Source organism: Streptomyces sp. NPDC020490 (assembly GCF_044335305.1).
Lineage (GTDB): Bacteria > Actinomycetota > Actinomycetes > Streptomycetales > Streptomycetaceae > Streptomyces.
In genome coordinates this window covers 1-26,508 of sequence record NZ_JBIRUY010000048.1, presented here as the reverse complement: position 1 = coordinate 26,508, position 26,508 = coordinate 1, and the positions used below count along the sequence as shown (strand labels likewise).

Below are 26,508 nucleotides of genomic sequence, written 5' to 3'. Positions count from 1 at the left end.
GTTTCCGCCCACCGGGCACCGGGCACCGGGCCCTGGCCCGGCCCTGCGGCCCCTGAGCCATGTTCCGGCCCCCGGCCCCGGTTCGCCCCCGAGCACCGGCGCGGTCCAGCCCCGGGCCCCTGGCCCGACACCGGAGCCCCGGCCCGGCCTTGGTCCGACCCCGGGCCCTGGCCCAGCGGGGGCCCCGATCCGGCCCCCGGCTAGCGGGGAGCCCGGGAGGCGGTCAGGAATTCGCGCAGGATGCGCTCGCCTGCCAGTACTCCCCGCTCGGGCAGTGCGCTGATCGTGGGGGCGGTCCAGTCGGCGTCGGCGAGTTCGCCGTGGCCCGGGCGCCAGCCGCGGTCGGCGGCAAGGAGCAGGTCGGCGTCGAGGAGGGAGTCGCCGGCGGCGAGCGTGAGGTGGGCGCCGGTGCGGCGGGCGACCTCGTGCATCGCGGCGCTCTTGGTGAGCGGCTTGGGCACGGCGTAGATCTTGCGGCCCTGCAGCGAGACCGTCCAGCCGCGGTTCTCCGCCCACACCGCGAGTTCCTTCACCCACTCCTCGGGCAGCAGTTCGCGCTCGACGACGAGGTAGGCGAAGAGGTCCTCGGCGACCCGGTGCTTGCGCACCCAGAGCGGGTCCGCCGTGGCCATCAGGTGCTCGCGCACCTCCGCCAGCGGCGCGCACTCCTCGGCGAGCCGGGCGGTCACGCGCGCGTTCCAGTCGAGGTCGGACACGCCGTCGACCATCAGGTGCCCGCCGTTGGCGCAGATCGCGTAGGTGGGCGGCGGGCTCGGCAGGTTGATGCGCAGGTACTGCTTGCGCGTGCGGGTCGTGGTCGGCACGAAGACCGCCGCGTCGCCGAGTTCGGCCAGCAGTCCGGCGGCGGACTCGGTCATGAACGACAGCGGTCTGCTCTCGTGCACCTCGACGCACAGCAGCCGCGGCGCCCGGGCGTCCGGCATGGTCAGCGCGAGGGCCGCGGACGAGTAAATGAGCGTGCGGTCGAGGTCACTGGCCACCAGTACCGGCATCAGACCGTCACCGCCCTGCCGTCGGCGCCGGTAGCGCCGCGGGTGAACCGCGGGTGGATCAACCCCACGCAGGTGTACGGCAGTTCGCCGACCTCCTCGACGGGTACGCCGCGTTGTTCGGCGAGCAGCCGTACGTGGTCCAGGTCGGCGCCCGCCCCGGCCCGGGCGAGGATCTTCCAGGGCACCCGGCGCAGCAGCACCCGGGTGGTCTCGCCGACGCCGGGCTTGACGAGGTTGACGTCGTGGATGCCGTACTCCTCGCTGATGCGCTCGACGGCGGCCCAGCCCTCCCAGGTCGGCGTGCGGTCGCCGGACAGCAGTTCCTTGGCCTGAGCGTCGACGGCGTCCAGGACTTCGGGGAAGCGGGCGCCGACGGCGTCGAGGAAGCCGGTCGACACGTCGGCGCCGGCGAGTTCGCGGTAGAACTTCGCGCCGTGGAAGTCGTGCGGGCCGACCAGGTCGGCGCGCAGGACGGTGCGCGAGATCAGGCCGGAGACGGTGGAGTTGAGGCAGGCGGAGGGGATGAGGAAGTCCTCGCGGGTGCCGTAGGTGCGCACGCACGAGCCGGGGTCGGCGAGCACCGCGATCTCCGGGTCGAAGCCGGTGATGCCCTCACCGGCCTCGAACTCGTCGAGGGCCGCGGCGAGTTCGCGGGTGATCGCGCCCTTGCCGGTCCAGCCGTCGACGAAGACGACGTCCCGCGGGTCGTGGTGGGCGGCCAGCCAGCGCAGCGCGTTGGCGTCGATGCCGCGGCCGCGCACGATCGAGACGGCGTAGTGCGGCAGGTCCAGGCCGTGCCGGAACCGTGCCCAGCGGCGCATCAGCACGCCGACGGGGGTGCCGGCGCGGGCCAGCGAGACGAGCACCGGGCGCGGTGACCGTTCGGCGAGGACGACCTCCGTGACCGCGCCGACGGCCTGCGCGAGGCGGGCCGCGGACGCCTCCAGTGCCGTGTGGAACAGCCGCTGGTACTGCTCGCTGGGCTGGTACTCCACCGGCAGCGACTCGGCGTAGTGCGCGCCGCCGCTCTGGATGGCCTCCTCGCGCTCCTCGGTCGGCGCCTCCAGCGTGACGTCCGAGAGGTCCTGCAGCAGCCAGCCGACCTCCTCGGGCGGGTAACTGGAGAAGGCGGGGCCGCGAAGGGGCTCGGGCAGCATGGCGGGCCTTTCGGGAACGTACCGGGGTGCGGGCGCGTACGAGGGGACGACCGCGAGCAGGACGTGCGGGGTGTGGGCGGCGAGCCGGGCGAGCAGGCCGTCGGGCGCGTGCAGGGCGGGGGTGTCGGCGGCCGAGTCGACGACGGCGACCACGGCGTCGAAGCCGGCGCCCGCGACGTTGTAGGCGTAGCGCTCGCCGGGGCCGTCGGCGGGGTCGTCGTGGGCGGGGAAGACCAGGCGGCTGCGTATCGCGTAGCCGGGGTCGTCGACGGCGAGGACGGGCGAGCGGGTGGTGGTGGAGTAGCGGACCTCGGCGTCGGCGATCTGCTCCAGTTCGCGGGCGAGCCTGAGGGGCGCGTACATGAGTTCCTCGAAGCCGAGGACGAGGACGCGGCGCGCGTCGGCGGGCAGGGCCTCCGCGAGCCGGGCGGTCATCGCGGGCAGCGCGCCTTCCAGGCGGGCCCGGTGCGCCGGGGTGAAGCCGTGCCGCCCGCCGTCGGGCAGGTCCTCGGGCCAGCCCAGGTCCACCCGGGCGACGCGGCCGGCCGGCCGGGCCGGCTCGTGGTCCGGGTGCGGGTGGTCCGGGACCGGTCGCGCGGCCTCCCCCACCCCCGGGGAGCCGGCGCCGGGACCGACGCCGGGGGCGGCCTCGGGACCGATGCCGGAGCCAGCCCCAAGGCCAACACCGGAGCCGGGCTCAAGGCCGACGCCGGAGCCGGGCTCGGAGCCCACGCGCTGAGCGGGCGCGGCGCGTCGTGCGCCCGCTCCCGGCGAAGCCGTGCCCCGGGGGCGGCCGGTCGCGTCGCTCCCGGACTCGTACCGCGCCACCAGCTCCTGTCCCCGCTCCAGGACCCCCTCCGGCAGCAGCACCGTGCCCGAGGCGGCCGCCACCAGGTCCACCCGTGCGCCGATGTCCCGGGCGAAGTCCTCGAGCCGCCGGGCGTCCGCGGCCGAGCGCATGTCGACCAGGGCGACGACGACGTACCTGGGACGCGGATAGCGCTGGTGGAGGTCGCGGACGGTGTTCAGCACCGTGTTGCCGGTGGAGAACTCGTCGTCGACCAGGACCAGCGGCCCGTCGCCGGCCAGCAGGGCCGGGTCCTCGGGGAGCAGCAGGTGGGAGGTGGCGTGCGAGTGGGACTCCTCGAAGCCGCCGGCGGGGGCGACGCCGGGGACCGGGCGGCGGGTGGAGTGGAGGTAGGGGGCGGTGCCGAGGCCGTCGGCGACGGAGTGGCCGAGGCCGGTGGCGGTCTCGGCGTAGCCGAGGACGACGGCGGCGCGGGCGTCGTCGGGGCCCAGCAGGTCGCGCACCCGGCGGCCGAGCGCGAAGCCGTGGCCGTAGACGACGGACGGCGCCTGCGGTACGTGCTTGCCGAGCACGTTGGAGACGAGCAGGTGGGCCCGCTTGGGGTTGCGGCGCAGCGCGAGCCCCAGCATGCCGGTCAGCCTGTCGTCGCCCGTGAGTTCGACGCCGAGCCGCTCGGCGACCCAGCTGCCGGACCAGACCCGGTTGTTGACTGCGTTGTTCATGCGTCCCTAGGTGATGAGGTGGGCTCAGCCGGGGATTCCGGCGGCGAGCAGGTCCACGAAGCTGACGTCCTCGTTCGCGACGCCGAAGACCTCGGCCCGCAGCATGGTGCGCTCGGCCCAGGCGCGGTGCGGCTTCACCTCGTTCATCTTGTTCGTGTACGCGGATCTCAGCACACCCCCGCCGCCGCGCTCGGGACGCAGGATGTCCGCGGCGTCGCTGAACTCCTCGTGGCTGACCACGGACAGCGCGTGCACGGGCAGCACGTGGGAGGGGTGGATGCAGGTCTTGCCCATCAGACCGTTGGCCTGGTCCAGGGAGATCTCCCTCAGCAGCCCGTCCATGGCGTGCTCGATCAGTCTCTCGCGCAGTTCGACGGCCTGCCCCTCGAGGAAGGGGCTGGTGCGCAGCATCGGCTTGAACATGCGCTCCGGGACGCGGAAGTACTCCCAGACTGGGCCGGTCACCGTGAAGCCGGTGCCGTCGGCGCGGCCCAGCATGTTGACCACGTCGGCGATGACGGAGGCGACGATCTGGACGTCGTACGCCGTCATGTCGGGGGCGCGGCGCAGGCCGTAGGAGGAGCAGAAGTCGGTGACGCCCAGGCGCAGCGCGAGGACGCGGTCGCGGTACTTGTCGACGGCGCGGAAGATGCCCTCCAGGGTCTCCACGCGCGACTCCCGGTAGAGCAGTTCCGGCGATTCGAGGACGGGCATGGCGAACAGCCGCCGGCCGCTCGCCGCCTCGGCGCTCGCCAGGGCCTCGAGGAAGGGGATGCCCCGCTCCTCGGTGAACTTCGGGAACACGAATCCGGACAGCAGCCGGACGGTGGGGCCGAGGCGGCGGACCAGATCGGGTATCTGTTCGGGGGTGCGGACCCGGATGAACAGCATGGGCAGGTTCCGGCCGTCCTGGCGGTCGAGTTCGGCGAACTGGCTGACCAGGTTCTCCTCGCCGGCCAGCACGTCCGCGTCGTCGATGGAGTCCTCCAGGCACAGCACCATCGAGATCACGCCGTTCCGGGCCTGCTTGACGATGTCGTCGGCGAGGTGGGGGCGGGTGGCGGGGCTGTAGAGGGTGGCGCCCAGGGCTGCGGACAGCACCCGGGCCGGGGAGTCGGCGGTGAACCCGCACGGCTCCTGGTGGAAGAGGCGCTGTCGCACCTCAGGGGCGATGTGCCCGAAATGACGCATGGAACTCCCCCGTGGCGCAAGACAAGCCTGTGGAATTTGAGAACAGGTGGCCGGTAATAGTACGTACCGGCACGTGTCCGGGGTTCCCGCCGGGCATGAATTTCCGGTAACGCCCGTGGGCACAACGGTAGGGCGTCGCACCCCCACGTTGTCGTGAGCAGGACCGAGAAGGCAGGATGACCTCATGACGCACGCGATGCTGAAGGGGTCGAACGTCCCGCTCGAGGCCACGACGGTGCGCGCCGTCGTGCGCTGGACGCCCGGGCAGGGGGTCCCGGACGTCGACGCCTCGGCGCTTCTGCTCGGCCCCGGCGGTCGTGTGCGCTCGGACGAGGACTTCGTCTTCTACAACCAGCCCCGGCACCCTTCCGGGAAGATCTGGTGGCTCGGCAAGAAGCGGACCGCCGAGGGCCCCACCGACACGATCCAGACAGATCTGGCCGGTGTCGAGGCCGACGTCAGCCGGATCGTGGTGGTCGCGTCGGCGGAGGACACCCCCTTCGAGCGGGTGCCGGGGCTGTGCATCCTGCTGTACGACGCGCGGGTCGCCGACGGTGATCCGATCGTCACCTTCGACATCAAGCCGGAGACGGGCAAGGAGACCGCGCTGATCTGCGGCGAGCTGTACCGGCGCGGCGAGGGCTGGAAGTTCCGCGCGCTGGGCGAGGGGTACGTCAACGGCCTGAAGGGTCTGGCCACGGACTTCGGCATCTCGGTGGACGAGTCGGAGGAAGCGGCGCCGCAGCCGGCGTCCACGCCGGAGGTCTCCCGGGCCCTGCCTCCGGAGCAGCCCACGGCGGCGGTCCCGGCCCAGCCGGGGTACGGCTATCCGCCGTCGGCGCCGACGACCCAGCAGCCGCCGCCGACCACGGCGTACGGCTACCCGCACCAGCCGGCCGTCACGGCCGCCCGTTCCGGCTACGGCTACCCGCCCGCGGCGACGGCGGCGCCGGACCCGGACTTCCGGCTGCCGCCGCAGGGGCCTCAGTTCATCCGGCCGTAGCCGGTCACCGTTCCGCCTTCGTCTTGTAGCCGCGTCCCCACTGCAGTCCCCACCCGTACAGCCGGTCGAGTTCGGCCTGGAAGCCGTAGACGAACTTCACCTCGCGGCGCACGAAGAGTTCCCCCTTGACGTTCTCGATCATGACCACGGCGCAGGACCGGGCCTGGGGATGGCGTTCGTCGAGGCCTATCTCGATCCGGGGTCCGTTGCTGGGGTAGAGGGTCACCATCGCCTGCGTACGGTCGAAGGCGGGCGTCTGGTCGTATATGTAGACGAAGACCAGCAGTCGTTTGATGGCCTCGCGGTGGTCGAGGTTGACGTAGATCGTCTCGCCGGACGCCGACCCGAAGCGGTCGTCGCCGCTGAGTTTGACGTACGGCGCCCCGTTGACGTCGCCGAAGTAGCCGCCGAGCGGCTGGACCACGCCCTTGGAGCCGTCCTCGAGCTCGTAGAGGCAGCCCAGGTCGAGGTCGACGTTGACCATGCTCTGGCTGTGTCCCATGATCTCCGGCGGCTTGAGCGCCTTGAAGGGGTGGCGCAGCAGGGACTCCCGCTGCGGGCCGCCGAGGTCGCTGGTCCGCATCCGCCAGGTGAGGTTGATGCGCAGGTTCCCGGTGGCCGCGCCCTGCTTGGTGAGCGAGACCTGGCGGTGCCGTTTGGTCAGCTCGATGGCGTTGCTGGCCGCGCTGCCCGAGTCGAAGTCGGTGTCGCGTCCGCGCCACAGTCCGTCCAAGAAGCCCATTCCGCCCCCACGTCCGCTGAAAGCCTTCGGGGCGGCCGGGTGGTCCGGCCGCCCCGCACAGAGCGTTCCCTCCCCCGCGGGGCCGTCACACCCCGGAGGAGACCTCAGTCTTCTCGTCCGAGCCGGCGTTTCCCCCGGACCCGGCGAGCGCGTTGTTGCGGCGCACGGAGGACCAGAAGGACCAGGCGATCAGGATGACGCCGACCAGGCCGGTGATGACCTCGTTGATCTGGTACTGGATGGTGACCATGAGGATCACGGCGAGGGCGCCGATCGCGTAGTGCGCGCCGTGCTCGAGGTAGACGTAGTCGTCGAGGGTGCCCTGGCGGACCAGGTAGACCGTCAGCGACCGCACGTACATCGCGCCGATGCCCAGGCCGAGCGCCATCAGGACGATGTCGTTGGTGATGGCGAACGCGCCGATCACTCCGTCGAAGGAGAAGGACGCGTCCAGCACCTCGAGGTAGAGGAACATGAAGAACGCGGCCTGGCCGGCGAGGACGACGGCGGGTTTCTTCTTGCCGGTCCGCTCGGCCTCTTCCTCCTCCTCGTGCTCGCGCTCCTCCTCTTCCTCCAGCCGGTCCTCGAAGTAGCCGGACAGACCGCCGACGACCATGTACGTGATCAGGCCGGCGATGCCGGCGATCAGTACCGTCTGCGCCTTGTCGACGTGCGCGCCGCCGTGCTGGTGGGCGTGGGTGGCGAAGGTGAAGGAGGTGATCAGCAGGACGATCAGGGAGATGCAGACCGACAGCATGTCGACCTTGCCGAGCTTGGCCAGCGGCCGCTCGATCCAGCGCAGCCACTGGATGTCCCGGTCCTCGAAGATGAAGTCGAGGAAGATCATCAGCAGGAACATGCCACCGAACGCGGCGATGGCCGGGTGGGCGTCGGTGACGAGTTCCTGGTAGCGGTCCTTGTTGTTCAGCGCGAGGTCGACGGCCTCGATGGGGCCCATCTTGGCGCTGATCGCGACGATCACGACGGGGAAGACCAGCCGCATGCCGAAGACGGCGATGAGTACGCCGACCGTGAGGAAGATCTTCTGCCAGAAGGCGTTCATCTTCTTCAGGATTCCGGCGTTGACGACCGCGTTGTCGAACGACAGGGAGATCTCGAGGACGGAGAGGATCGCCACGATGCCGAAGGCCTCCCACCCCCCGTAGAAGACCGCAGCGACCAGACCGAGCGCGGTGACCGCGAACGACCAGCCGAAGGTTTTCAGAAGCACTGGCTACCCAATCCGTATGGTGGGGGTCCCCCCAAGCCGGGCTCGGGGAAAGGTCTCCCCCGCGCCGTACCCGGCTTTTTACGAAACATTGACCCCAAAGTCTAGAGCGATCCCCCGCAACCCGGACGCGTACCCCTGCCCCACGGCTCGGAACTTCCATTCGCCCTGGTAGCGGTAGAGCTCGCCGAAGATCATGGCGGTCTCGGTGGACGCGTCCTCGCTCAGGTCGTAGCGGGCGAGTTCCTGCGCGTCGGCCTGGTTGACGACCCGGATGAACGCGTTGCTGACCTGACCGAAGGTCTGGCCGCGCTCGTCGGCCATGTGGATGGAGACCGGGAAGACGATCTTGTCGCACTGGGGCGGCACCTTGGCGAGGTCGACCAGGATCGACTCGTCGTCGCCCTCGCCCTCACCGGTGAGGTTGTCGCCGGTGTGCTCCACCGAGCCGTCCGGGGACGTGAGCTGGTTGTAGAAGACGAACCACTCGTCGCCCAGCACCCGCCCGCCGTTGCACAGCAGGGCGCTGGCGTCGAGGTCGAACGGGGCTCCGGTGGTGGAGCGCGCGTCCCAGCCGAGCCCGATCATCACCTGGGTGAGATTGGGTGCGGCCTTGGACAGGGAGACGTTGCCCCCCTTGGCGAGCGTGACGCCCATGATGCTGGTCCTCCCCGAGTTGCTGCCTGTTCTGTTGTCCTGCGGTCCCCCGCGAGGGGGCGCCCCCGGGCGCCGCACGCGAACGGTGCGGCGCCGGTGTGCCGAGACCCCGCCCGTCTCAGACGTTCACGCCGAAGTCCTGCGCGATGCCGCGCAGGCCCGACGCGTAGCCCTGGCCGATGGCGCGGAACTTCCACTCCGCGCCGTGCCGGTAGAGCTCGCCGAAGACCATGGCGGTCTCGGTGGAGGCGTCCTCGCTCAGGTCGTAGCGGGCGATCTCCGCGCCGCCGGCCTGGTTCACGACGCGGATGTAGGCGTTGCGGACCTGGCCGAAGGACTGCTGGCGGTTCTCGGCGTCGTAGATGGAGACCGGGAAGACGATCTTCTCGATGTCCATCGGGACACCCGCGAGGTTGACCTTGATCACCTCGTCGTCGCCCTCGCCCTCACCGGTGAGGTTGTCGCCGGTGTGCTCGACCGAGCCGTCGGGGCTCTTGAGGTTGTTGAAGAAGACGAAGTGCTGGTCGCTGCCGACCTTGCCGGAGCTGTTCAGCAGCAGCGCGCTGGCATCGAGGTCGAAGTCGGTGCCGGTCGTGGTGCGGGCGTCCCAGCCCAGGCCGACGAGGACCGCGGTCAGGCCCGGGGCCTCCTTCGTCAGTGATACGTTGCCGCCCTTGCTGAGGCTGACTCCCACGAGTCCTCCATTGGTGTGTTGGGCGGGGAGCCCCGCCGCGCGTTATGACATCGGATCAACGGTTTGATCCTAGTGACGGGTTCCCGTCCGCCGCAGGCCTTGGCGGCGACAAAATCAGAGGGTGTCGAGCGCCTTGACGTAGTCGTTCAGGTCACGGGCGTCCGGCAGCGCGTTGACGACCGTCCAGCGCACCTCGCCCTCCTTGTCGATGACGAAGGTGCCGCGCACCGCGCACCCCTTGTCCTCGGCGAAGACGCCGTAGGCGCGGGAGACCTCGCCGTGCGGCCAGAAGTCGCTCAGCAGCGGGTACTCCAGGCCCTCCTGCTCGGCGAAGACGCGCAGGGTGTGGATGGAGTCGTTGGAGACGGCGAGCACCTGGGTGTCGCGGTCGGCGAACTTCGGCAGGTTGTCCCGCACCTCGCACAGCTCGCCGGTGCACACGCCGGTGAAGGCGAACGGGTAGAAGAGCAGGACGACGTTCTTGTCACCGCGGAAGTCGGACAGCTTCACGGTGCGGCCGTGGTTGTCCTTCAGCTCGAAGTCGGGGGCCTTGTCTCCGACCTGGATCGCCATGGGTCGTACGTCCCTTCCGGTGGGGCTGTCTGGGTGGTGGCACCACCCTACGCAGCGATCACGGGACGCCGACGGACGGGCCGGTCGCACCGGCCCGCCCCGGGCGTGTCACTTCTTGGTCTTGGCCGCCTTGGGCGTCACCAGCCGGCTGCCGCTCCAGTCCTTGCCCACGCTGACGCTCTTGGAGGCGGACAGCCCCGCCGTCGTCGCGGCTTCGGAGATGTCGCTCGGCTCCACGTAGCCGTCCCGGCCTGTCTTCGGGGTCAGCAGCAGGATCGAGCCGCCTTCTTCGACGTACGTGGTGGCGTCCACCAGCGCGTCCGTCAGGTCGCCGTCCTCGTCGCGGAACCACAGCACCACGGCGTCGGCCACGTCGTCGTACTCTTCGTCCACCAGGTCGCTGCCGATGACGTCCTCGATGGCCTCGCGGAGCTCCTGGTCGACGTCTTCGTCGTAGCCGATCTCCTGGACCACCTGCTCGGGCTGGAACCCCAGCCTGACGGCAGGGCTCGTCCGCTCCTCCGCGTGGTCCGCGGTCGCGCTCACGGGTTGCCTCCTGATCATGTCTTGGTGATGGTTCAGCCACGCGCGTGCGCGAAGCATTGGCCGTAGTCCACACGGGCGGGGCGGATCGCGCAAGTACCCGGCCGTCCAGACCGCCGAAACGGTGACGATCCTGGCCGTGTCACCGCAACTCCAGGCACGCCGTCCCCTCCGCGAGTGACCTCCACCACACCCTTGTGCCCCCTTTGCCCCATTGGGAACCCCGGTCTTCGCATACAGGCCCCGGTTACCTCTCAGTAGAGATGACGTTTGCCTCCCCGAGGTACACGATGGGGAAGCGGTGCAGGCGTACCGAAAATGCAGCTGACAGCAGCCCTCTGACAGGTAAGGACCAGCGTGGCTTCCGGATCCGATCGCAACCCGATCATCATTGGCGGCCTTCCGAGTCAGGTTCCTGACTTCGACCCCGAGGAAACCCAGGAGTGGCTCGACTCCCTCGACGCCGCCGTGGACGAGCGCGGCCGGGAGCGGGCGCGCTACCTGATGCTGCGGCTGATCGAGCGGGCCCGCGAGAAGCGCGTGGCCGTGCCCGAGATGCGCAGCACGGACTACGTCAACACGATCCCGACCAAGAACGAGCCGTTCTTCCCGGGCAACGAGGAGATCGAGCGGAAGATCCTCAACGCCACCCGCTGGAACGCGGCGGTGATGGTCTCACGCGCCCAGCGGCCCGGCATCGGGGTCGGCGGCCACATCGCCACCTTCGCGTCCTCCGCGTCGCTCTACGACGTCGGCTTCAACCACTTCTTCCGCGGCAAGGACGAGGGCGACGGCGGCGACCAGGTCTTCTTCCAGGGGCACGCCTCCCCGGGCATCTACGCGCGCGCGTACCTGCTGGACCGGCTCAGCGAGCGGCACCTGGACGGCTTCCGGCAGGAGAAGTCGAAGGCGCCGTACGCCCTGTCCAGCTACCCGCACCCGCGCTCGATGCCGGACTTCTGGGAGTTCCCGACCGTCTCGATGGGCCTCGGCCCGATCGGCGCGATCTACCAGGCGCGGATGAACCGCTACATGCACGCGCGCGGGATCGCCGACACCTCCAAGTCGCACGTGTGGGCCTTCCTCGGCGACGGCGAGATGGACGAGCCGGAGTCGCTCGGCCAGCTGTCGATCGCCGCGCGCGAGGGCCTGGACAACCTGACCTTCGTCGTCAACTGCAACCTGCAGCGCCTGGACGGCCCGGTGCGCGGCAACGGCAAGATCATCCAGGAACTGGAGTCGGTCTTCCGCGGCGCCGGCTGGAACGTCATCAAGCTGATCTGGGACCGCTCCTGGGACCCGCTGCTCGCGCAGGACCGCGACGGCGTGCTGGTCAACAAGATGAACACCACGCCGGACGGCCAGTTCCAGACGTACGCCACCGAGACCGGCGCGTACATCCGCGAGCACTTCTTCGGCGACGACCAGCGGCTGCGCGCGATGGTCGAGAACATGACCGACCACCAGGTCCTGATGCTGGGCCGCGGCGGCCACGACCACCGCAAGATCTACGCGGCGTTCAAGGCGGCCAAGGAGCACAAGGGCCAGCCGACGGTCATCCTCGCCAAGACGGTCAAGGGCTGGACGCTGGGCCCGAACTTCGAGGGCCGCAACGCCACCCACCAGATGAAGAAGCTGACGGTCGACGACCTCAAGCGCTTCCGGGACCGCCTGCACCTGCCGATCTCCGACAAGGAGCTGGAGTCCGGCGTGCCGCCGTACTACCACCCGGGCCGGGACTCCGAAGAGATCCAGTACATGCACGACATGCGCCGGCAGTGCGGCGGGTACGTGCCGACCCGGCTGGTCCGCTCCAAGCCGCTCCCGCTGCCGGACGACAAGGCGTACGCGACCGTGAAGAAGGGCTCCGGTCAGCAGTCCATCGCGACGACCATGGCCTTCGTGCGGCTGCTCAAGGACCTCATGCGGGACAAGGAGATCGGCAAGCGGTTCGTACTGATCGCGCCGGACGAGTACCGCACGTTCGGCATGGACTCGTTCTTCCCGAGCGCGAAGATCTACAACCCGCTCGGCCAGCAGTACGAGGCGGTCGACCGCGATCTGCTGCTCGCCTACAAGGAGTCGCCGACCGGGCAGATGCTGCACGACGGCATCTCGGAGGCGGGCTGCACGGCCTCCCTGATCGCGGCCGGCTCGGCCTACGCCACCCACGGCGAGCCGCTCGTCCCGGTGTACGTCTTCTACTCGATGTTCGGTTTCCAGCGCACCGGCGACCAGTTCTGGCAGATGGCCGACCAGCTGGCGCGCGGTTTCGTGCTGGGCGCGACCGCCGGCCGTACGACGCTGACCGGTGAGGGTCTGCAGCACGCGGACGGCCACTCGCAGCTGCTCGCCTCGACCAACCCGGCGTGCGTGGCCTACGACCCGGCGTTCGGCTTCGAGATCGCGCACATCGTGAAGGACGGCCTGCGCCGCATGTACGGCGGGGACGAGCAGCACCCGCACGGCGAAGACGTCTTCTACTACCTCACCGTCTACAACGAGCCGATCCGGCACCCGGCCGAGCCGGAGAACGTGGACGTCGAGGGCATCCTCAAGGGCGTCTACCGCTTCAGCGAGGGCACGTCCGGCTCCATCCCGGCGCAGATCCTGGCGTCCGGCGTGGCCCTGCCGTGGGCGATCGAGGCGCAGCGGATCCTCGCCGAGGACTGGAACGTGCGGGCCGACGTGTGGTCGGCGACCTCCTGGAACGAGCTGCGGCGCGAGGCCGTGGCGTGCGAGGAGCACAACCTGCTGCACCCCGAGGAGGAGCAGCGCGTGCCCTACGTGACGCGGAAGCTCGGCGGGGCGCAGGGGCCGTTCGTGGCCGTGTCCGACTGGATGCGGTCGGTGCCGGACCAGATCGCGCGGTGGGTGCCGGGGCCGTACCAGTCGCTGGGCGCGGACGGCTTCGGCTTCGCGGACACCCGCGGGGCGGCGCGGCGCTTCTTCCACATCGACGCGGAGTCGGTCGTGGTGGCGGTGCTGACCGAGCTGGCCAAGCAGGGCCAGGTCGACCGGTCGGTGCTGAAGCAGGCGATCGACCGCTACCGGGTCCTCGACGTGACGGCGGCGGACCCGGGCGCGGCGGGCGGCGACGCGTAGCCGCGACGCGGACGGTTCGCGGCCGTTCGCGGACGGTTTCTGACGCGAGGGCGGCGGGGCTGACGGCTCCGCCGCCCTTACTCGTTCTTTACCATGCGGGTATGGAGCGACAAACGGCGCAGGCACGGTGGGAAGAGCTGACGCAACGGCCGCTGCTGGCGCTCGCCGTACTGTTCGCCGTCGCCTACGCCGTACCGATCGTGGACAGCACGGCCGGCCGGTCGCTGACCGCGGTGTGCACGGCGACCGAGTGGGCGGTGTGGGGCGCGTTCGCGGGGGACTACGTGACGCGGCTGGTGCTCGCCGGCGACCGCCGGGCGTTCGTGCGGCGGCACTGGCTGGACCTGGGCGCGGTGGTGCTGCCGATGCTGCAGCCGTTGCGGCTGCTGCGCTTGGTCGCCACCCTGCTGCTGGTGGGGCGGCGGGCGCGGATGGCCACCCAGATCAGGCTGACCACGTACGTCGCCGGATCCGTGGTGGGGCTGCTGATGTTCGGGTCGCTGGCCGTGCTGTCGGTGGAGCGCGACTCACCGGACGGGAACATCCGCACACTGGGTGACGCGGTGTGGTGGTCGTTCACCACGATGACGACGGTCGGCTACGGGGACCACGCGCCGACGACCGGCCTGGGCCGGATGATCGCGGTCGGCCTGATGCTGTCCGGGATCGCGCTGCTGGGTGTGGTGACGGCGAACATCGCCACCTGGTTCATCGCCCGGTTCGAACGGGACGACGCGGAGGAACGCCTCCAGACCGAGGCGATCGAAGCTCTGACCGCGGAGGTCCGCGCCCTGCGCGCCGAGGTCGCGGCCCTCCGAAAACACTCCGCCCACCACTGACGCCCGCGCGGCGCGGGCCCGCGCCCGAGCTCCCCGCGGTGGGGCCTGCGGTCATGCCGGGTGCCGGTGGCGGTCGTCGGGCGCACGGGCGAGCCCCCGGCGTTGTCGTGTTCGCCGTCCCGCCGGGGGCCCGTCGCCCCGGGTCAGAGCAGTCCGCTGCCCGGGGTGGCCGCTCCGGCGAGCCAGATGATCGCCAGGAGCGTGTCGATGGCGCCCAGCACGAGGGCGACCAGAGCCGGCACCGGGCGGGAGCCCGCCCAACTGCGGCCCATTGCGAGCCAGCCGCAGACGATCGCGACGGGGCCGAGGACGATCCCCAGCGCGAAGAATCCCGCGACCGCGCAGATGACTCCGATGATTCCGAGCGTCGCGCGATCCGGCCCTCCCCCAGCCTCGAACCGGCTCGCCCGGGGGGACCCCCATCGTGACCACGTCCGGCCACGTGAGCGGGGGTACCTGCGCGTTCCATTTCCGAAGCCCGCCATCATCAACTCCCTGAGCCCCGGGGTCTGTTCGGGGCCCGGTGATGCGGGTACCCCCGATCCGCGGGCTAATCCGGGGCGTTGGCGCGCCGTCACCCTCCGGCAGCGCACCGCAGCCCGGGGCCCGCATGGGGCGGGAGTGACCGCGAGCGGCTTCCGGGACCGCCGGAAGCCGCTCGCGGGCCGTCAGATGTGCGCGGCGCCCGCACCCGCCGCCGCGTTCTTGCCGCGCTTGGTGAGCAGGGCGACGAAGATCGCCACGAACGCGACACCGCAGGCGACGAGGGAGGCGAGGCTCATGCCGGAGATGAAGGTGTCGTGCGCGACGTCCGTGATCTTCGCTACCAGCGCCTCGGGCGTGCCCTTGGCGACCGGCGCCACGCCGACCTGGACGGCCTCCGCGGCCTGGTCCAGCTGGGCCGGGGTGAGCGGGGGCAGCCCGGCGTCCTTCCAGTTGCCCGCCAGGTCGCTGTCGACCTTGGAGGCCATCACGGCGCCCAGCACGGCCGTGCCGAGGCTGCCGCCGATCTGCATCGCCGCCTGCTGCAGGCCGCCGGCGACGCCGGACAGCTCCATGGGGGCGTTGCCGACGATGACCTCGGTGGCGCCGACCATGACCGGCGCGAGGCCGAGGCCCAGCAGGGCGAACCAGAGCGACATGGTCGCGCTGCCGGTGTCGGTCTGCAGGGTCGACATGCCGTACATGGCGACGGCGGTGGCCGTCATGCCGCCGGCCAGCGGGATGCGCGGGCCCAGCCTGGTGATCATCGCGCCGGCCAGCGGCGAGCCGACGATCATCATGCCGGTGAGCGGCAGCAGGTGCAGACCGGCGTCGATCGGGCTCATGCCGTGCACGTTCTGCAGGTAGAACGTCACGAAGAACAGGCCGCCCATGAACGCGATGGCCATCAGGACCATCAGCACGACGCCCGCGGACAGCGGGACGGAGCGGAACAGGCCGAGCGGGATCAGCGGCTCCTTCACCTTGGTCTCCCAGAAGGAGAACAGCGCGAAGCCCACCGCCGAGGCGACGATGAACAGCCAGGTCCGGCCGTCGCCCCAGCCCCACGTCGGCGCCTTGATCAGGGCCCACACCAGGCAGAACATCGCGCCGGAGAGCAGCGCGATGCCCAGGATGTCGAAGGAGCGCGGGGCGTTCTCGGCGCGGTGGTCGAGCAGGATCAGGGTGCCGAGGATCAGGGCGATCGCCCCGACCGGCACGTTGATGAAGAACACCGACTGCCAGTTGACGTGCTCCACGAGCACGCCGCCGAGGATCGGGCCGCCCGCGGTGGAGGCGCCGATGACCATGCCCCAGATGCCGATGGCCATGTTGAGCTTCTCGGCCGGGAAGGTCGCCCGCAGCAGGCCGAGCGCGGCCGGCATCAGCAGGGCGCCGAAGAGGCCCTGGAAGACGCGGAAGGTGACGACGGCGGCGATGCTGCTGGACAGCCCGATGGCGCCCGAGGCGGCGGCGAAGCCGGTCACGCCGATCAGGAAGGTCTGCCGGTGTCCGAAGCGGTCACCGAGCTTGCCGGCCGTGATCAGGGAGACCGCGAGGGCGAGGAAGTAGCCGTTGGTGATCCACTGGACGTCGGCGAAGCTCGCCTTCAGGTCCTTCTGGATGGCAGGGTTGGCGATGGCCACGATGGTGCCGTCCAGGGCCACCATCATGACCCCGACGGCGACGGTGATCAGGGTGACCCAGGGGTGGCCGCGCAGCCCGGAGGACGGCGACCGGTCCGACGGGGCCGCCGACGCCCCGTCTCCCGGTCCCGTCGTGTCGACGGTGGTCTGACTAGTCATACATTCGAGATTAGTGACAGCCTCTGACAATTGACAAACCAGTTCACAAGTCAGTAACTGACGGTCATGGAAACACTGCGCGAACGCAAGAAGCAGCGCACCCGGGACGCCCTGCTGCGGGCCGCCCTCGAGCTGTTCACCACCCGGGGTTACGAGCGGACGACCGTAGACGAGATCGCCGAGACCGTCGACGTCTCCCAGCGCACCTTCTTCCGTTACTTCGCCGGCAAACAGGAGGCGGCCCTCTTCCTGCAGGAGCTGGCGGTGGCGCGGTTCGTCGAGGCCGTACGGGACCGCCCGGCCGGGGAGGCGCCCATGACGGCGCTGCGGCAGGCCGTGCTGGAGGGCTGGGACGGCCTCAGCGACGTCATCGAGTCCGTCGTACCGGTCGAGCTGTACCTGCGCATGTACCAGGTGATCGAGTCGACCCCGGTGCTGCTCGCCGCCCACCTGCGGCGCAGCACGGAGATCGAGGACAGCCTCGCCCGCGTACTGGCCGAGCGTGAGGGCGTGGACGCGGACGCCGACCCGCGGCCCCGGCTGGCCGTGGCCGTCTTCGGCGGGGTGATGCGGCTGGCCGAGCGGCAGTGGAGCAGCCGGGGGGACGTCAGCCTGGACGCCATGCGCCGGCTGACGATCTCGTACCTCGAACAGGTGGGCCCGGCACTCACGGAGAACTGGCGGACACGCTCAGGTATCACAGGCGCGTCTTCTGAAACATGAGCCGAACGTGAGCCGCGTCACTGTGGCAGCACGAGACCCTCTCGTTCTCCTAGTGTGTCCTTTCAGTGACTTCCTTCGAAACCTCCCCGCCGCTCAACGTCTGGCGCGCGCTGCTCGCGCTGGCCGTCGTGTTCGTGATGCTCGCCACCACCGGCTGGACGGCGCTGCGCTCCCACCGCGCGCCCACCGCCCTGCAGGCCTCGGTCACCGCCTGGGACCACGGCCGGCTGCACGGGCACCGGCTGCCGCACCCGGACGCGAGCCCCGCCCGGATCGCCCGCTTCTTCGCCTCGCTCACCCCCCGCGAGCGGGCCGACCTCGCCCGGCACTACCCGCTCGCGGTCGGCAACATGAACGGCGCGCCGGTCGCCCTGCGCTATCAGGCCAACCGGATCGCGCTCGCGCACCAGCACCGGGTCGAGCTCAAGCGCATGCACGACAGCCGGCTCACGGCCGCCGGGCAGTACGAGGCGGGCCGCCGCATGCACCGCTACGCGTCGCTGCTGAGCCCGGGCCGCCAGATCCTCGCCTTCGACCCGGCCGGCTCGGGGCGCGTCGCCGAGGTGTTCGGAGACCTGCCCCGGGCCGAGCGGGTGTCGGTGATCGTGCCCGGCGTCGACACCGCCCTGCTCACCTTCCAGCGCACCAACCGCAAGTACTCGGCGCCCGTCGGCATGGGCGAGTCCCTGTACGCGGCCGAGCGGGAGGCGGACCCGGAGACCCGTACGGCGGTGATCGCCTGGGCCGACTACACCGCGCCCGCCGGGCTCGGCATCGACTCGGCCACCGCGATGCGCGCCGAGAACGGCGCGGTGCGGCTGAACGCGCTGGTGCGCGGCCTGCCCGGGACCGCGCCGGTCTCCCTGTTCTGCCACAGCTACGGCTCCGTGGTGTGCGGGGTCGCCGCGCACGCGCTGCCGCGCCGGGTGGCCGACATCGCGGTCGCCGCGAGCCCCGGCATGCGCGTGCAGCGGGCGGCCGGCCTGCGCACCTCCGCCCGGGTGTGGTCGATGCGCAACGCCACCGACTGGGTGCAGGACGTGCCCTACCTGGAGGTCGGCGGGCTCGGCCACGGCGCCGACCCGGTCGCGGCCGCGTTCGGGGCACGGGTGCTGTCGGCCGACGGCGCGAAGGGCCACAGCGGCTACTTCGAGCCCGGTACGCAGAGCCTGCGCAACTTCGCCGACATCGGGGTTGGCGCGTACGGCTCGGTGCTGTGCGCGCGCGAGGATGCGGTCTGCAGCGCGGGTTTGTCCGGACCCGCGGCGGCCGGACGCGCGTAGAGGCGCAGAAATTGCGGTATGCACGGGGTGGCGACGAAGAAGCCGGTCGCGCATACGATGAGCCGCATGGGTGACGTACTGGCCGGATTTCATGCCGCCTGGGAGTTCGAGTCCGACTCCGTGCTCATCCGTTACGAACGGGGGATTCGAACACCCAAGCTCTTCCAGGCGCTCGGGGAACGCCGGGTGCCGCTCGCGGCCCTCGCCGGGGTGACGCTCTCCCCCGGCAAGCGGGGCACAGTCGTGCTGCGGGCCGAGCCGCGCCCCGGCGCCGACCCGTTGACGGAGGCGGCCGCGGGCCAGCTGAGCGACGGGTGCGACCCGTACCGGCTGGTGCTGCCCGCGGAGCGCGAGACGCTCGCCGAGTACTACGCCGACGAGCTGCGGGCCCGGCTGACCGACGACGGCCCGGCCGACGAGTTCCTGGTGGCCGCTCCCGAGGCGCCGCGGCAGTTCAAGGCGTACGACGCGAAGGCGTCCTTCGACGGCCGTACGGTCGCCTTCCGGTGGTTCTGGACGGGCGCGTCGTCGGCGAAGTGGAAGGCGGGCGACCAGAGCTTCCCGGTCACCGAGCTGAGCGGGGTGGAGTGGCGCTCGCCCGAGGCGTTCGAGGGGCATCTGCGGCTGCTGCGGCGGGAGGCCGGGGCGACCGGGCAGCCGGCCCAGCCGGACCAGGACCCGGCCGCCGTCGTGTTCGGGCTCGGTTACGGGCCCGTGCACGAGTCCCTGCCGTTCGCCGCGGCGGTGCTGGCGGCGGTCCGCGCCTCCCGGCCGGTGGCCGCCGTGACCGCGCCCCGGCCCCGCCGCGACCCCGCCGACATCGCCGAGCGGATCCGTCACCTGGGGGAGCTGCACCGGGCGGGGCTGGTGACGGACGAGGAGTTCTCGGTGAAGAAGGCGGAGCTGCTGGCGGAGCTTTAGCGCTCTGGCGCTCCGCTGGAAGTGCCGCGACCTTCCGTCCGATCGGTCGGTCGCCTGCGGCACCGTCGTGGCCGGTCGCGCAGTTCCCCGCGCCCCTTCGGGCGCTGCCGGACCCCGGCGGAGTTCGCCCGGCCGGCCGCTACTCCCGGCCCGCGGACGTGAACGTCATGTCCGCGTACCGGTCGCCCGCCACCTTCGAGGCGATCGGCTCCAGCAGGGACAGCTCCTCCACCGTCAGCTCGATCCGCGTCGCCGCCGCGTTCTGTTCCACCCGCTCCGGCTTGCGGGTGCCCGGGATCGGCACCACCGGCAGGTCCCGCACGGCCGCCTGCTGCTGGACCCAGGCCAGGGCGATCTGCGCCGGCGTCACCCCGTGGGCCTCGGCGACGGCGCGCACCGGCTCCAGGAGCGCGGCGTTGGCGGCCGCGTTCTCGCCGGTGAACCGGGGCTGCTGACGGCGGAAGTCGTCCGCGGTGAGGTCCTTGTCGGCGTTCGTGAAGGAGCCGGTGAGGAAGCCGCGGCCGAGCGGCGAGTACGGCACCAGCGCCACGCCCAGCTCCCGGGCCGCGGGCACCACCCCCTCCTCGATGTCCCGGCTGAACAGCGACCACTCCGACTGCAGCGCGGCGATGGGGTGCACGGCCTGCGCGGCCCGCAGCTCCGCGCCGGTCACCTCGCTCAGGCCCAGGTGCTTGACCTTGCCCTCGCGCACCAGCTCGGCCATCGTCCCGACGCTCTCCTCGATCGGCACGTTCACGTCGCGGCGGTGCATGTAGTAGAGGTCGATCGCGTCGATGTCGAGGCGCTTCAGGCTGGCCTCGACGGCCTGGCGGATGTACGGCGGGTCGTTGCGGACGATCCGCCGCGTGGGGTCGTCCGCCGGGATCGACAGGGCGAACTTGGTCGCGACGACGACCTCGTCCCGGTGCGCCTTGAAGAACGGGGACAGGAACCGCTCGTTCTCGCCGGCCCCGTACGCGTCCGCCGTGTCGTACAGGGTGACGCCCAGCTCCAGGGCCCGCTCCAGGGTGGCCCGGGACTGCTTGGCGTCGGAGGGGCCGTAGGCGAAGCTCATGCCCATGCAGCCGAGGCCCTGGACACCGACCTCGGGGCCGGTGTCGCCGAGTCGTACGGTGGGGATCTGCGTGTCGGTCATCACACCTTCTCCGCTTCGCGGGCGCGGTCGGCGTCCGCGTAGAAACTGATCTTCCGGTCGAGCACGGCGAGCGTGTCCTGCAGTTCGGCGATCCGGGTCAGCACGTCCCGGCGGGTGGACTCCAGCAGTTCGAACCGCTCGCGGTAGGTGTGGTCGCCCTCGCGGACCAGTTCGGCGTAGCGCACCATGTCGGCGACCGGCATGCCGGTCAGCCGCAGCTTGCCGACGAAGTCCAGCCAGTCCAGGTCACGGTTGCTGTAGCGGCGCTGACCGGTGTGCGACCGGTCGACGTGCGGCATCAGGCCGATGCGCTCGTACCAGCGGAGCGTGTGCGCGGTCAGCCCGGTGAAGGCGACGACCTCGCTGATCGTGTAACTGTCCTGTCCTTGCGGCCGCCGGTGCGGGTTCGGCGGGGCGGCGCAACTGTCGGTCCTGGTACGCGGGGTCTCCATCACCGTCATGGCCCCAACGCTATGACCTTCGAGCGCACTCCAGGCAAGCCGACCGATGAGAAATCGGCAGGACGGGGACGAGGCGCGGGCGCCGCCCGACCGCCGGTTGACCGTACGTCTCCCCCGGCCCGGCGGCCGACGCCTACCCCCCGCCGAAGCCGGCGCCGCGAGGCCCTAGGCTCGACGGCATGTCGCTCAAGAGCCTCGCGTTGATCGAGAACTGGCCGGTTTCCGCCGCCGCGGCGGGTGTCGTACGGGCCGACGGCAGGGTCCTGGGGACCCACGGGCCGGGCGACCGGCGTTTCCCGCTGGCCTCGGTCACCAAGCCGCTCGCGGCGTACGCGGCCCTGGTGGCGTACGAGGAGGGGGCGATCGAGCTCGACGAGCCGGCCGGCCCGCCCGGCGCCACCGTCCGCCACCTGCTCGCCCACACCTCCGGCCTGGCCTTCGACGAGCACCGGGTGACGGCCCCGCCCGGCGAGCGCCGCCTGTACTCCAACGCCGGTTTCGAGCAGCTCGGCGACCACATCGCCAAGGCGACGGAGATCCCCTTCGCCGAATACCTCCGCCAGGCGGTCCTGTCACCGCTGGGAATGTCCGCGACGACCCTGGACGGCTCCCCCGCGAAGGACGGCGTCTCCACCGCCGCCGACCTGCTGCGCTTCGCCGCCGAGGTGCAGGCGCCGCGCCTGCTGGACCCGCGCACGGTCGCCGAGGCGATGACGGTGCAGTACCCGGGCACCAAGGGCGTCCTGCCCGGCTACGGCCACCAGAACCCCAACGACTGGGGCCTCGGCTTCGAGATCCGCGACTCCAAGTCCCCGCACTGGACGGGCGCCACGTCCTCCCCGCGCACCTTCGGCCACTTCGGCCAGTCCGGTACGTTCCTGTGGATCGACCCGGACGCGGGCCTCGCGGCCGTCGCCCTGACCGACCGCGCCTTCGGCCCGTGGGCGATCGAGGTGTGGCCGCCCTTCACGGACGCGGTGCTGGCGGAGGCGCGGGGCTGAGCCCAGCGCGGCCGACGAGAGCGGCGCGGGCGGTAACGGTCCGTCCCGGCTCGTCACCGCTGTGCGAAGTGTCTCTCGAGCCAGCCGAGCAAGGCCGCGAACTCCGGGGTCATGGTGGTGTCCGACTGGGTGAGGACGGTCGTGCGGCCGTCCTTCTCCACGGTGATCGTGTAGCTCATGGCGTCCCGGGCCCGGCCCGGCGGCGGTTCCGTCCCGGCCGCCGGGCCGACCGCAGCCATCAGCTCGGCCAGCTCCGCCGCGGCGTTCGTGGGCAGGGTGTCGGTGTCCAGCACCTCGGGCGGGAGCCGGAGCCGGATCGCGGCCGCCTGCCCGCCGTGTGTCGCCAGGGTCACCTTCATCGTCCACAACCTCCCCGGCCGGCCGGGCGGCGCTTCTCGCCGTTCCGCTCGGCCGAGGCCGGCCCGCCCTCCGGTCGTTCACCGACGGTCACTTGCCTTTCAGCGAGGCCAAATCCTTGGCCATCCCGGACACCTGGGCGGCCAGTGCCCCGACCTGTTTGGTCAGGGAGGCCACGCCGTCCTCCCGGCCCACGCCGCCGTCGCGGCCGGCCGTGAGGGTGCGCGCCCGGGCGACCCCGGCCGGGACCCCGCTGATCTGGATGCCCACCTCCTGCCAGGCGGCCAGCACGGCGAGTTGTTCGGCACTGCCGGCCCCGAAGAGTTCCTCGGCCTTCTGGTAGGTCGTGTCCGCGAAGTCCTGGAACTGCGTATCCGCGCTGGAAGCCTTGAGCGACTCGTACCAGATGAGTCCGGGAGCGTCCCAGGCGAATCCGCCGATGCCCACGGCCGTCTGGTAGAACGCCTTGTTCGGAATACCCGAGTTGATGTGCACGCCGCCGAAGTCCCCGGGCTCGGTGTCCGGCAGGCTGACGTATTTGCTCATGTGGTCGGGCTGGGGGTCCTTGCCGAACAGGGGGTTGTCGTATGCGTGTCCGGGGGCCTTCATCGAGCGGAGGGCGTCGGCGTCGATCTCCGGCGTGAAGATCTCGGCCCCGATCAGCCAGTCCGCCTCGTCGGCCGTCTGCTTCAGCGACCACTGCTTGACCAGCGATCCGAAGACGTCCGAGATGGACTCGTTCAGGGCACCGGACTGGTTGTGGTAGTCGAGTCCCGCGGTGTTCTCGGTGACTCCGTGCGTCAGTTCGTGGGCGATGACATCGAGGGATCCGGTGAAGTCGGTGAATATCTTTCCGTCACCGTCGCCGAAGACCATCTGCTGGCCGTCCCAGAACGCGTTGTTGAATCGCGTGCTGAAGTGGACGTACCCGTCCAGGCGCATTCCCCGGTTGTCGATCGAGTTGCGATGGAACAAAGCGTGGTAGAAGTCGCGCGTCGTGCCGAGTCCGTCGAACGCCCGGTTGACGGAATCGTCCCCGGAGGCGGCTCCGTCCTCCGACCGGGCGAGCACCGCGAGGGGCAGAGACCTGCCGTGCCGGCAGTCGAAGACGGTCCGCCGGCCGTTGCCGAGAGCTGCGGCACCGGCGAAGGTCGCCCGGATCCTTCGCTCACCACGCAGGGATGCGGTGGTCAGCATGGTGGCCAGTGCGGCCTGGTGCGTCTCGCTGTCATCACTCCTCAGGAGCTTTTCGAGGATGTGCGGGGGGACGATGCAATTGAGGCGGCATGTCGTGGTCATGGGATACCTCGCGGCAATAGGAAGCAGCGGTGACGCCCGGCCGGCCCGGTGTTCTTGCGTGGATTGTTCTTCGCATCCCAGTGCAACCGCGCCCGTCCCGACCGGCATGGCCGCTGCGACCGTGGCGCGCCGAAGCACGCGGATCATGGGGAGGGGTCATATCGCTGCGACCGGACGGTCACGTCCGGTCACGCTTGAGGGCACCTGCAGGGAGAGGTGCGAAAGCGTCCACTTCGAGTATCCGCTCGAATTCGTCGACGCGCACCCCGAGCGGCGCCCCCTGAGCGGGGTTGCCGCTCCCGCCTCCCGGTGCGCACAGCCGACGACGCCCGACGGCCGAAACAGTCCGGCTCTCAAAGGAATACAAGTGCGGAGAGTACGTCGAACCCCGGTAGGTACAGGGTGCGTTGCCGGGTCGGAGAGCCGAAGGAGTCGGGGAAGTCCGCGTGCTCCCGGTGAAACCATGTCAGCCACTCGTCCCGGCTCACCACGCCAAGGCCGTCCCGGGCGACACCGACCTACAGGCCGGCCGGATCAACATCCGGCTTCCCCAACCCCTCGGGCGGTGGTGACGGTCTCCTCGTCCAGACCACCGGCCTTCGGGCAGGTGCCCGAGGCGGACGCGGTGCCGACGGAACTGCGCGGCCGGTGAGCGCGGCGCGGGACATACCGTGGCCCGGCCTACCGCCAGAAGCACTCGTCGATCACAATCTGCGGGTCGGTGATGCGGGGCACGAAGTGGTACCGCAGCCATCCGCGCCCGTGATCGAAATAGATGACATGTGCACCGCCCGGCCGGGTGGACTGGACGGGTTCGACGCTCATACCGGCCGACAGATCACGGCCGCTGTCGATGCCTCGGAAGTACGGGTCTTTCGCGGTGACGAGTTCGGCGCGGGCGGCGTCGACCAGGGCACATGCCTCTGCGGGGAGGGCGGTCCTGGCGTCCTCGGCTTCCTTCGTCCAGTCGGCCTGCCAGGGTGGCCCCATGAATCCGTCCGTCACTGGCCGGGTTCCGCGTCGGCAGCCGTGCGGCGCATGCGCCCGGCCTCTTCGATGAGGGTTTTGGCGCGGGCGTAGTCGGATTCCTGCGCGGCCTCGTCCTCCAGGCGGTGAACCCTCGCTTCGAGCCGGGGGTCACGGGCCAAGGCGTATTCGCTCCACCAGCGGGCCATGAAGGCGGGGACCGGGGCGAGGTCGTAGGTATCGGCGATGTCCCGACGCCAGTGCCGGTCGAAGTCGGCGAGAAGCTTCGGCGCGTGTCGGGCGATGGCGGCGCGGAGCGCCTTCGGGGTCCTCTCCGGCATAGGAGGGACGGAGGTCCCGGCCCCGTGAGGTGCGGTGGTCATGAGCGGCGGGTCTCCTTCCGCGGAGCGGGTCGGGCAGCGGCCAGACGCAGTGGGTGCGTCTTGGGGAAAGTCTGGCACGCCGGGCCACGTCGGCAGCACCCTTCCGGTCCCCCGGCACGGCCTCACCGTGAGTCCGGCCTCTTGGCCAGGCATTCGAACCACACCGTCTTCCCGCCACCGCCAAGGCGCGGCGTCACGCCCCACCGGTCGGTGACCGCCTCGACGAGAAGCAGACCGTTGCCCACCCTCCGCGAGCACGTCCCCGCTGCCCGGGACGGGCAGCAGCGCGCAGTCGCCGGAGACCTCCACCCGCACCGCGCCGGGCAGCAGCAGGAAGCAGACACGGCACCGGCGGCCGGGTACGTGCCGTACGACGTTGGTGAGGATTTCCGTCAGCGCCAGTTCGGCCGCGTCGGCCAGTGCGAGCAGGCCGGAGCCTTTGAGGTAGAGCCGCAGGATGCGGCGCAGGTGCCGGACGGAGTGCTCCCCCAACGCGAACTCTGCGCCGTACTGCGGCTGAACGTCCACTTCCCGCGGACCGGTTACGTGATTCACGTCACCCAACCTGTTACCCAACGCTCACACTTGGCTACCAAGAGAAACGAACGTCATGCGGCGTTGCACGCCGGAGGTGCCACCGTGGCCAACATCCAGACTCTCGACCCCACCGCTGCACTACTACGGCTGGGAGCTACGCCGCCACCGTGAGGCCCACGGCCTGAAACAGGGCCAGCTCGGCGACATCATCTTCTGCACGGGCTCGCTCATCGGCCAGATCGAGACCACGAAGAAGGTCCCCACCCGCGACTTCTCCGAACGCGTGGACGCCGCCCTCGGCACGGACGGCCTGTTCTCCCGCCTCATCGGCCTGGTCCTGCGCAGCCAACTCCCCAACTGGTTCCAGCCGTACGCGGAGATGGAGGCCCGCGCGACATACATCTCCACGTACCAGGCACAGTTGGTTTACGGACTGCTGCAGACGGAGGAATACGCGCGAGCAGTGCTCGCCACCGGTATGCCCGACGACCTGGAGGGCCTGGTGGCGGCCCGCCTGGAGCGTCAACGCATCCTGGAGCGCGAACAGCCGCCGCTGGCATGGGTGATCCTGGACGAGGCGGTGCTGCTGCGGCCCATCGGCGGCCACGAGGTCATGCGTCGCCAACTCGCCCACTTGTTGGACTTCACCGGCCACCGCTGGCTGCACGTGCAGGTTTTGCCGAACTCGGCGGGTGAACATGCCAGTTTGGCGGGCTCGTTCAACTTGCTTCGCTTCGAAGGTGACCCGGACATCGTCTACACGGAGCCTCCGCCATCTTCGAACGTGCAGTTCAGATGGGGTGGTGTGGGAGCCCTCCGTGGTGCTCCGGCTGGTCGTGGGCGACTGTCTTCGGTCTT

24 protein-coding genes and 1 pseudogene are annotated in these 26,508 nt (G+C 70.8%); 8 read left to right on the top strand and 17 right to left on the bottom strand.

The window, feature by feature from the left end:
• Positions 1 to 200: 200 nt before the first annotated feature.
• From ACH4ZX_RS35610 to ACH4ZX_RS35600, 3 genes are read right to left on the bottom strand one after another with little or no spacing between them, the layout of a single operon-like run.
• Positions 201 to 1,013, bottom strand: a complete 813-nt coding sequence (locus ACH4ZX_RS35610) for an HAD family hydrolase (RefSeq protein ID WP_398282250.1) — start codon at positions 1,011 to 1,013, stop codon at positions 201 to 203.
• A complete protein-coding gene (locus ACH4ZX_RS35605) occupies positions 1,013 to 3,700 on the bottom strand; it encodes a phosphoribosyltransferase (RefSeq protein WP_398282247.1) in 2,688 nt (895 codons plus the stop codon). The genes ACH4ZX_RS35610 and ACH4ZX_RS35605 overlap by 1 nt, the downstream gene beginning before the upstream one ends.
• 24 nt (positions 3,701 to 3,724) lie before the next feature.
• Positions 3,725 to 4,891: an HpcH/HpaI aldolase/citrate lyase family protein gene (locus ACH4ZX_RS35600; RefSeq protein WP_398282244.1), complete on the bottom strand. Its 1,167-nt coding sequence runs from the start codon at positions 4,889 to 4,891 to the stop codon at positions 3,725 to 3,727.
• Positions 4,892 to 5,075: 184 nt separating this feature from the next.
• Here ACH4ZX_RS35600 and ACH4ZX_RS35595 point away from each other — a divergent pair, with 184 nt between their 5' ends.
• Positions 5,076 to 5,894 carry a TerD family protein gene (locus ACH4ZX_RS35595; RefSeq protein ID WP_398282241.1) on the top strand — a complete coding sequence of 273 codons (819 nt, stop codon included), beginning with the start codon at positions 5,076 to 5,078 and terminating at the stop codon, positions 5,892 to 5,894.
• Positions 5,895 to 5,898: 4 nt separating this feature from the next.
• Here ACH4ZX_RS35595 and ACH4ZX_RS35590 read toward each other — a convergent pair whose 3' ends face one another.
• From ACH4ZX_RS35590 to ACH4ZX_RS35565, 6 genes are all read right to left on the bottom strand, one after another.
• The gene (locus ACH4ZX_RS35590) at positions 5,899 to 6,636 is read right to left on the bottom strand and encodes a Tellurium resistance (protein ID WP_398282239.1); all 738 of its coding nucleotides are present in this window, start codon (positions 6,634 to 6,636) and stop codon (positions 5,899 to 5,901) included.
• Positions 6,637 to 6,721: 85 nt separating this feature from the next.
• Positions 6,722 to 7,867, bottom strand: coding sequence for a DUF475 domain-containing protein (locus ACH4ZX_RS35585; protein WP_398282236.1), 1,146 nt, complete (start codon positions 7,865 to 7,867; stop codon positions 6,722 to 6,724).
• 78 nt (positions 7,868 to 7,945) lie between these two features.
• On the bottom strand, positions 7,946 to 8,521 hold the full coding sequence (locus tag ACH4ZX_RS35580; protein WP_398282234.1) for a TerD family protein: 576 nt from the start codon (positions 8,519 to 8,521) through the stop codon (positions 7,946 to 7,948).
• A 118-nt stretch (positions 8,522 to 8,639) separates the two neighbouring features.
• Positions 8,640 to 9,215 carry a TerD family protein gene (locus tag ACH4ZX_RS35575; RefSeq protein ID WP_398282231.1) on the bottom strand — a complete coding sequence of 192 codons (576 nt, stop codon included), beginning with the start codon at positions 9,213 to 9,215 and terminating at the stop codon, positions 8,640 to 8,642.
• Positions 9,216 to 9,329: 114 nt separating this feature from the next.
• Positions 9,330 to 9,788 carry a peroxiredoxin gene (locus ACH4ZX_RS35570; RefSeq protein WP_398282228.1) on the bottom strand — a complete coding sequence of 153 codons (459 nt, stop codon included), beginning with the start codon at positions 9,786 to 9,788 and terminating at the stop codon, positions 9,330 to 9,332.
• Between the two features lie 108 nt (positions 9,789 to 9,896).
• Positions 9,897 to 10,334, bottom strand: a complete 438-nt coding sequence (locus ACH4ZX_RS35565; protein WP_398282225.1) for a DUF3052 domain-containing protein — start codon at positions 10,332 to 10,334, stop codon at positions 9,897 to 9,899.
• A 354-nt stretch (positions 10,335 to 10,688) separates the two neighbouring features.
• Between ACH4ZX_RS35565 and aceE the strand changes: the two genes are divergently transcribed.
• A complete protein-coding gene (gene aceE / locus ACH4ZX_RS35560; RefSeq protein ID WP_398282222.1) occupies positions 10,689 to 13,436 on the top strand; it encodes a pyruvate dehydrogenase (acetyl-transferring), homodimeric type in 2,748 nt (915 codons plus the stop codon).
• Positions 13,437 to 13,537: 101 nt separating this feature from the next.
• Complete coding sequence (locus tag ACH4ZX_RS35555; protein ID WP_398282220.1) at positions 13,538 to 14,275, top strand: potassium channel family protein; 738 nt, start codon at positions 13,538 to 13,540, stop codon at positions 14,273 to 14,275.
• A 143-nt stretch (positions 14,276 to 14,418) separates the two neighbouring features.
• Here the strand turns inward: ACH4ZX_RS35555 and ACH4ZX_RS35550 are convergent, their stop codons facing one another.
• Positions 14,419 to 14,763, bottom strand: a complete 345-nt coding sequence (locus ACH4ZX_RS35550; protein ID WP_398282217.1) for a small hydrophobic protein — start codon at positions 14,761 to 14,763, stop codon at positions 14,419 to 14,421.
• Between the two features lie 180 nt (positions 14,764 to 14,943).
• Positions 14,944 to 16,563 carry an MFS transporter gene (locus tag ACH4ZX_RS35545; RefSeq protein ID WP_398282214.1) on the bottom strand — a complete coding sequence of 540 codons (1,620 nt, stop codon included), beginning with the start codon at positions 16,561 to 16,563 and terminating at the stop codon, positions 14,944 to 14,946.
• 66 nt (positions 16,564 to 16,629) lie between these two features.
• Here ACH4ZX_RS35545 and ACH4ZX_RS35540 point away from each other — a divergent pair, with 66 nt between their 5' ends.
• From ACH4ZX_RS35540 to ACH4ZX_RS35530, 3 genes are all read left to right on the top strand, one after another.
• The gene (locus ACH4ZX_RS35540; RefSeq protein ID WP_398282211.1) at positions 16,630 to 17,286 is read left to right on the top strand and encodes a TetR family transcriptional regulator; all 657 of its coding nucleotides are present in this window, start codon (positions 16,630 to 16,632) and stop codon (positions 17,284 to 17,286) included.
• A gap of 65 nt (positions 17,287 to 17,351) precedes the next feature.
• Positions 17,352 to 18,569 carry an alpha/beta hydrolase gene (locus ACH4ZX_RS35535; protein WP_398282208.1) on the top strand — a complete coding sequence of 406 codons (1,218 nt, stop codon included), beginning with the start codon at positions 17,352 to 17,354 and terminating at the stop codon, positions 18,567 to 18,569.
• A 57-nt stretch (positions 18,570 to 18,626) separates the two neighbouring features.
• Positions 18,627 to 19,490 (top strand): DUF4429 domain-containing protein, encoded by an 864-nt coding sequence (locus ACH4ZX_RS35530; protein WP_398282205.1) that lies wholly within the window; start codon positions 18,627 to 18,629, stop codon positions 19,488 to 19,490.
• A gap of 139 nt (positions 19,491 to 19,629) precedes the next feature.
• On the opposite strand, the gene ACH4ZX_RS35525 is transcribed toward ACH4ZX_RS35530, so the two are convergent.
• Both ACH4ZX_RS35525 and ACH4ZX_RS35520 read right to left on the bottom strand, forming a co-directional pair.
• Positions 19,630 to 20,646: an aldo/keto reductase gene (locus ACH4ZX_RS35525; protein ID WP_398282202.1), complete on the bottom strand. Its 1,017-nt coding sequence runs from the start codon at positions 20,644 to 20,646 to the stop codon at positions 19,630 to 19,632.
• Positions 20,646 to 21,107: a MerR family transcriptional regulator gene (locus ACH4ZX_RS35520; protein WP_324789403.1), complete on the bottom strand. Its 462-nt coding sequence runs from the start codon at positions 21,105 to 21,107 to the stop codon at positions 20,646 to 20,648. The genes ACH4ZX_RS35525 and ACH4ZX_RS35520 overlap by 1 nt, the downstream gene beginning before the upstream one ends.
• A 179-nt stretch (positions 21,108 to 21,286) precedes the next feature.
• Here ACH4ZX_RS35520 and ACH4ZX_RS35515 point away from each other — a divergent pair, with 179 nt between their 5' ends.
• Positions 21,287 to 22,108 carry a serine hydrolase domain-containing protein gene (locus ACH4ZX_RS35515; protein ID WP_398282199.1) on the top strand — a complete coding sequence of 274 codons (822 nt, stop codon included), beginning with the start codon at positions 21,287 to 21,289 and terminating at the stop codon, positions 22,106 to 22,108.
• A 53-nt stretch (positions 22,109 to 22,161) separates the two neighbouring features.
• Here ACH4ZX_RS35515 and ACH4ZX_RS35510 read toward each other — a convergent pair whose 3' ends face one another.
• The 4 genes from ACH4ZX_RS35510 to ACH4ZX_RS35495 all read right to left on the bottom strand — a co-directional run bounded on the left by ACH4ZX_RS35510 (position 22,162) and on the right by ACH4ZX_RS35495 (position 25,113).
• Positions 22,162 to 22,467 carry a protealysin inhibitor emfourin gene (locus ACH4ZX_RS35510; protein ID WP_398282196.1) on the bottom strand — a complete coding sequence of 102 codons (306 nt, stop codon included), beginning with the start codon at positions 22,465 to 22,467 and terminating at the stop codon, positions 22,162 to 22,164.
• An 88-nt stretch (positions 22,468 to 22,555) separates the two neighbouring features.
• Entirely contained in the window at positions 22,556 to 23,764 is a 1,209-nt protein-coding gene (locus ACH4ZX_RS35505) for a M4 family metallopeptidase (RefSeq protein ID WP_398282193.1), read from the bottom strand.
• Positions 23,765 to 24,445: 681 nt separating this feature from the next.
• Entirely contained in the window at positions 24,446 to 24,754 is a 309-nt protein-coding gene (locus ACH4ZX_RS35500; RefSeq protein WP_398282190.1) for a hypothetical protein, read from the bottom strand.
• A gap of 11 nt (positions 24,755 to 24,765) precedes the next feature.
• The gene (locus ACH4ZX_RS35495) at positions 24,766 to 25,113 is read right to left on the bottom strand and encodes a DUF6247 family protein (RefSeq protein ID WP_398282187.1); all 348 of its coding nucleotides are present in this window, start codon (positions 25,111 to 25,113) and stop codon (positions 24,766 to 24,768) included.
• Positions 25,114 to 25,752: 639 nt separating this feature from the next.
• Here ACH4ZX_RS35495 and ACH4ZX_RS35490 point away from each other — a divergent pair.
• Positions 25,753 to 26,416, top strand: a pseudogene (locus ACH4ZX_RS35490) (helix-turn-helix domain-containing protein); the annotation flags it as partial.
• Positions 26,417 to 26,508: the final 92 nt, after the last annotated feature.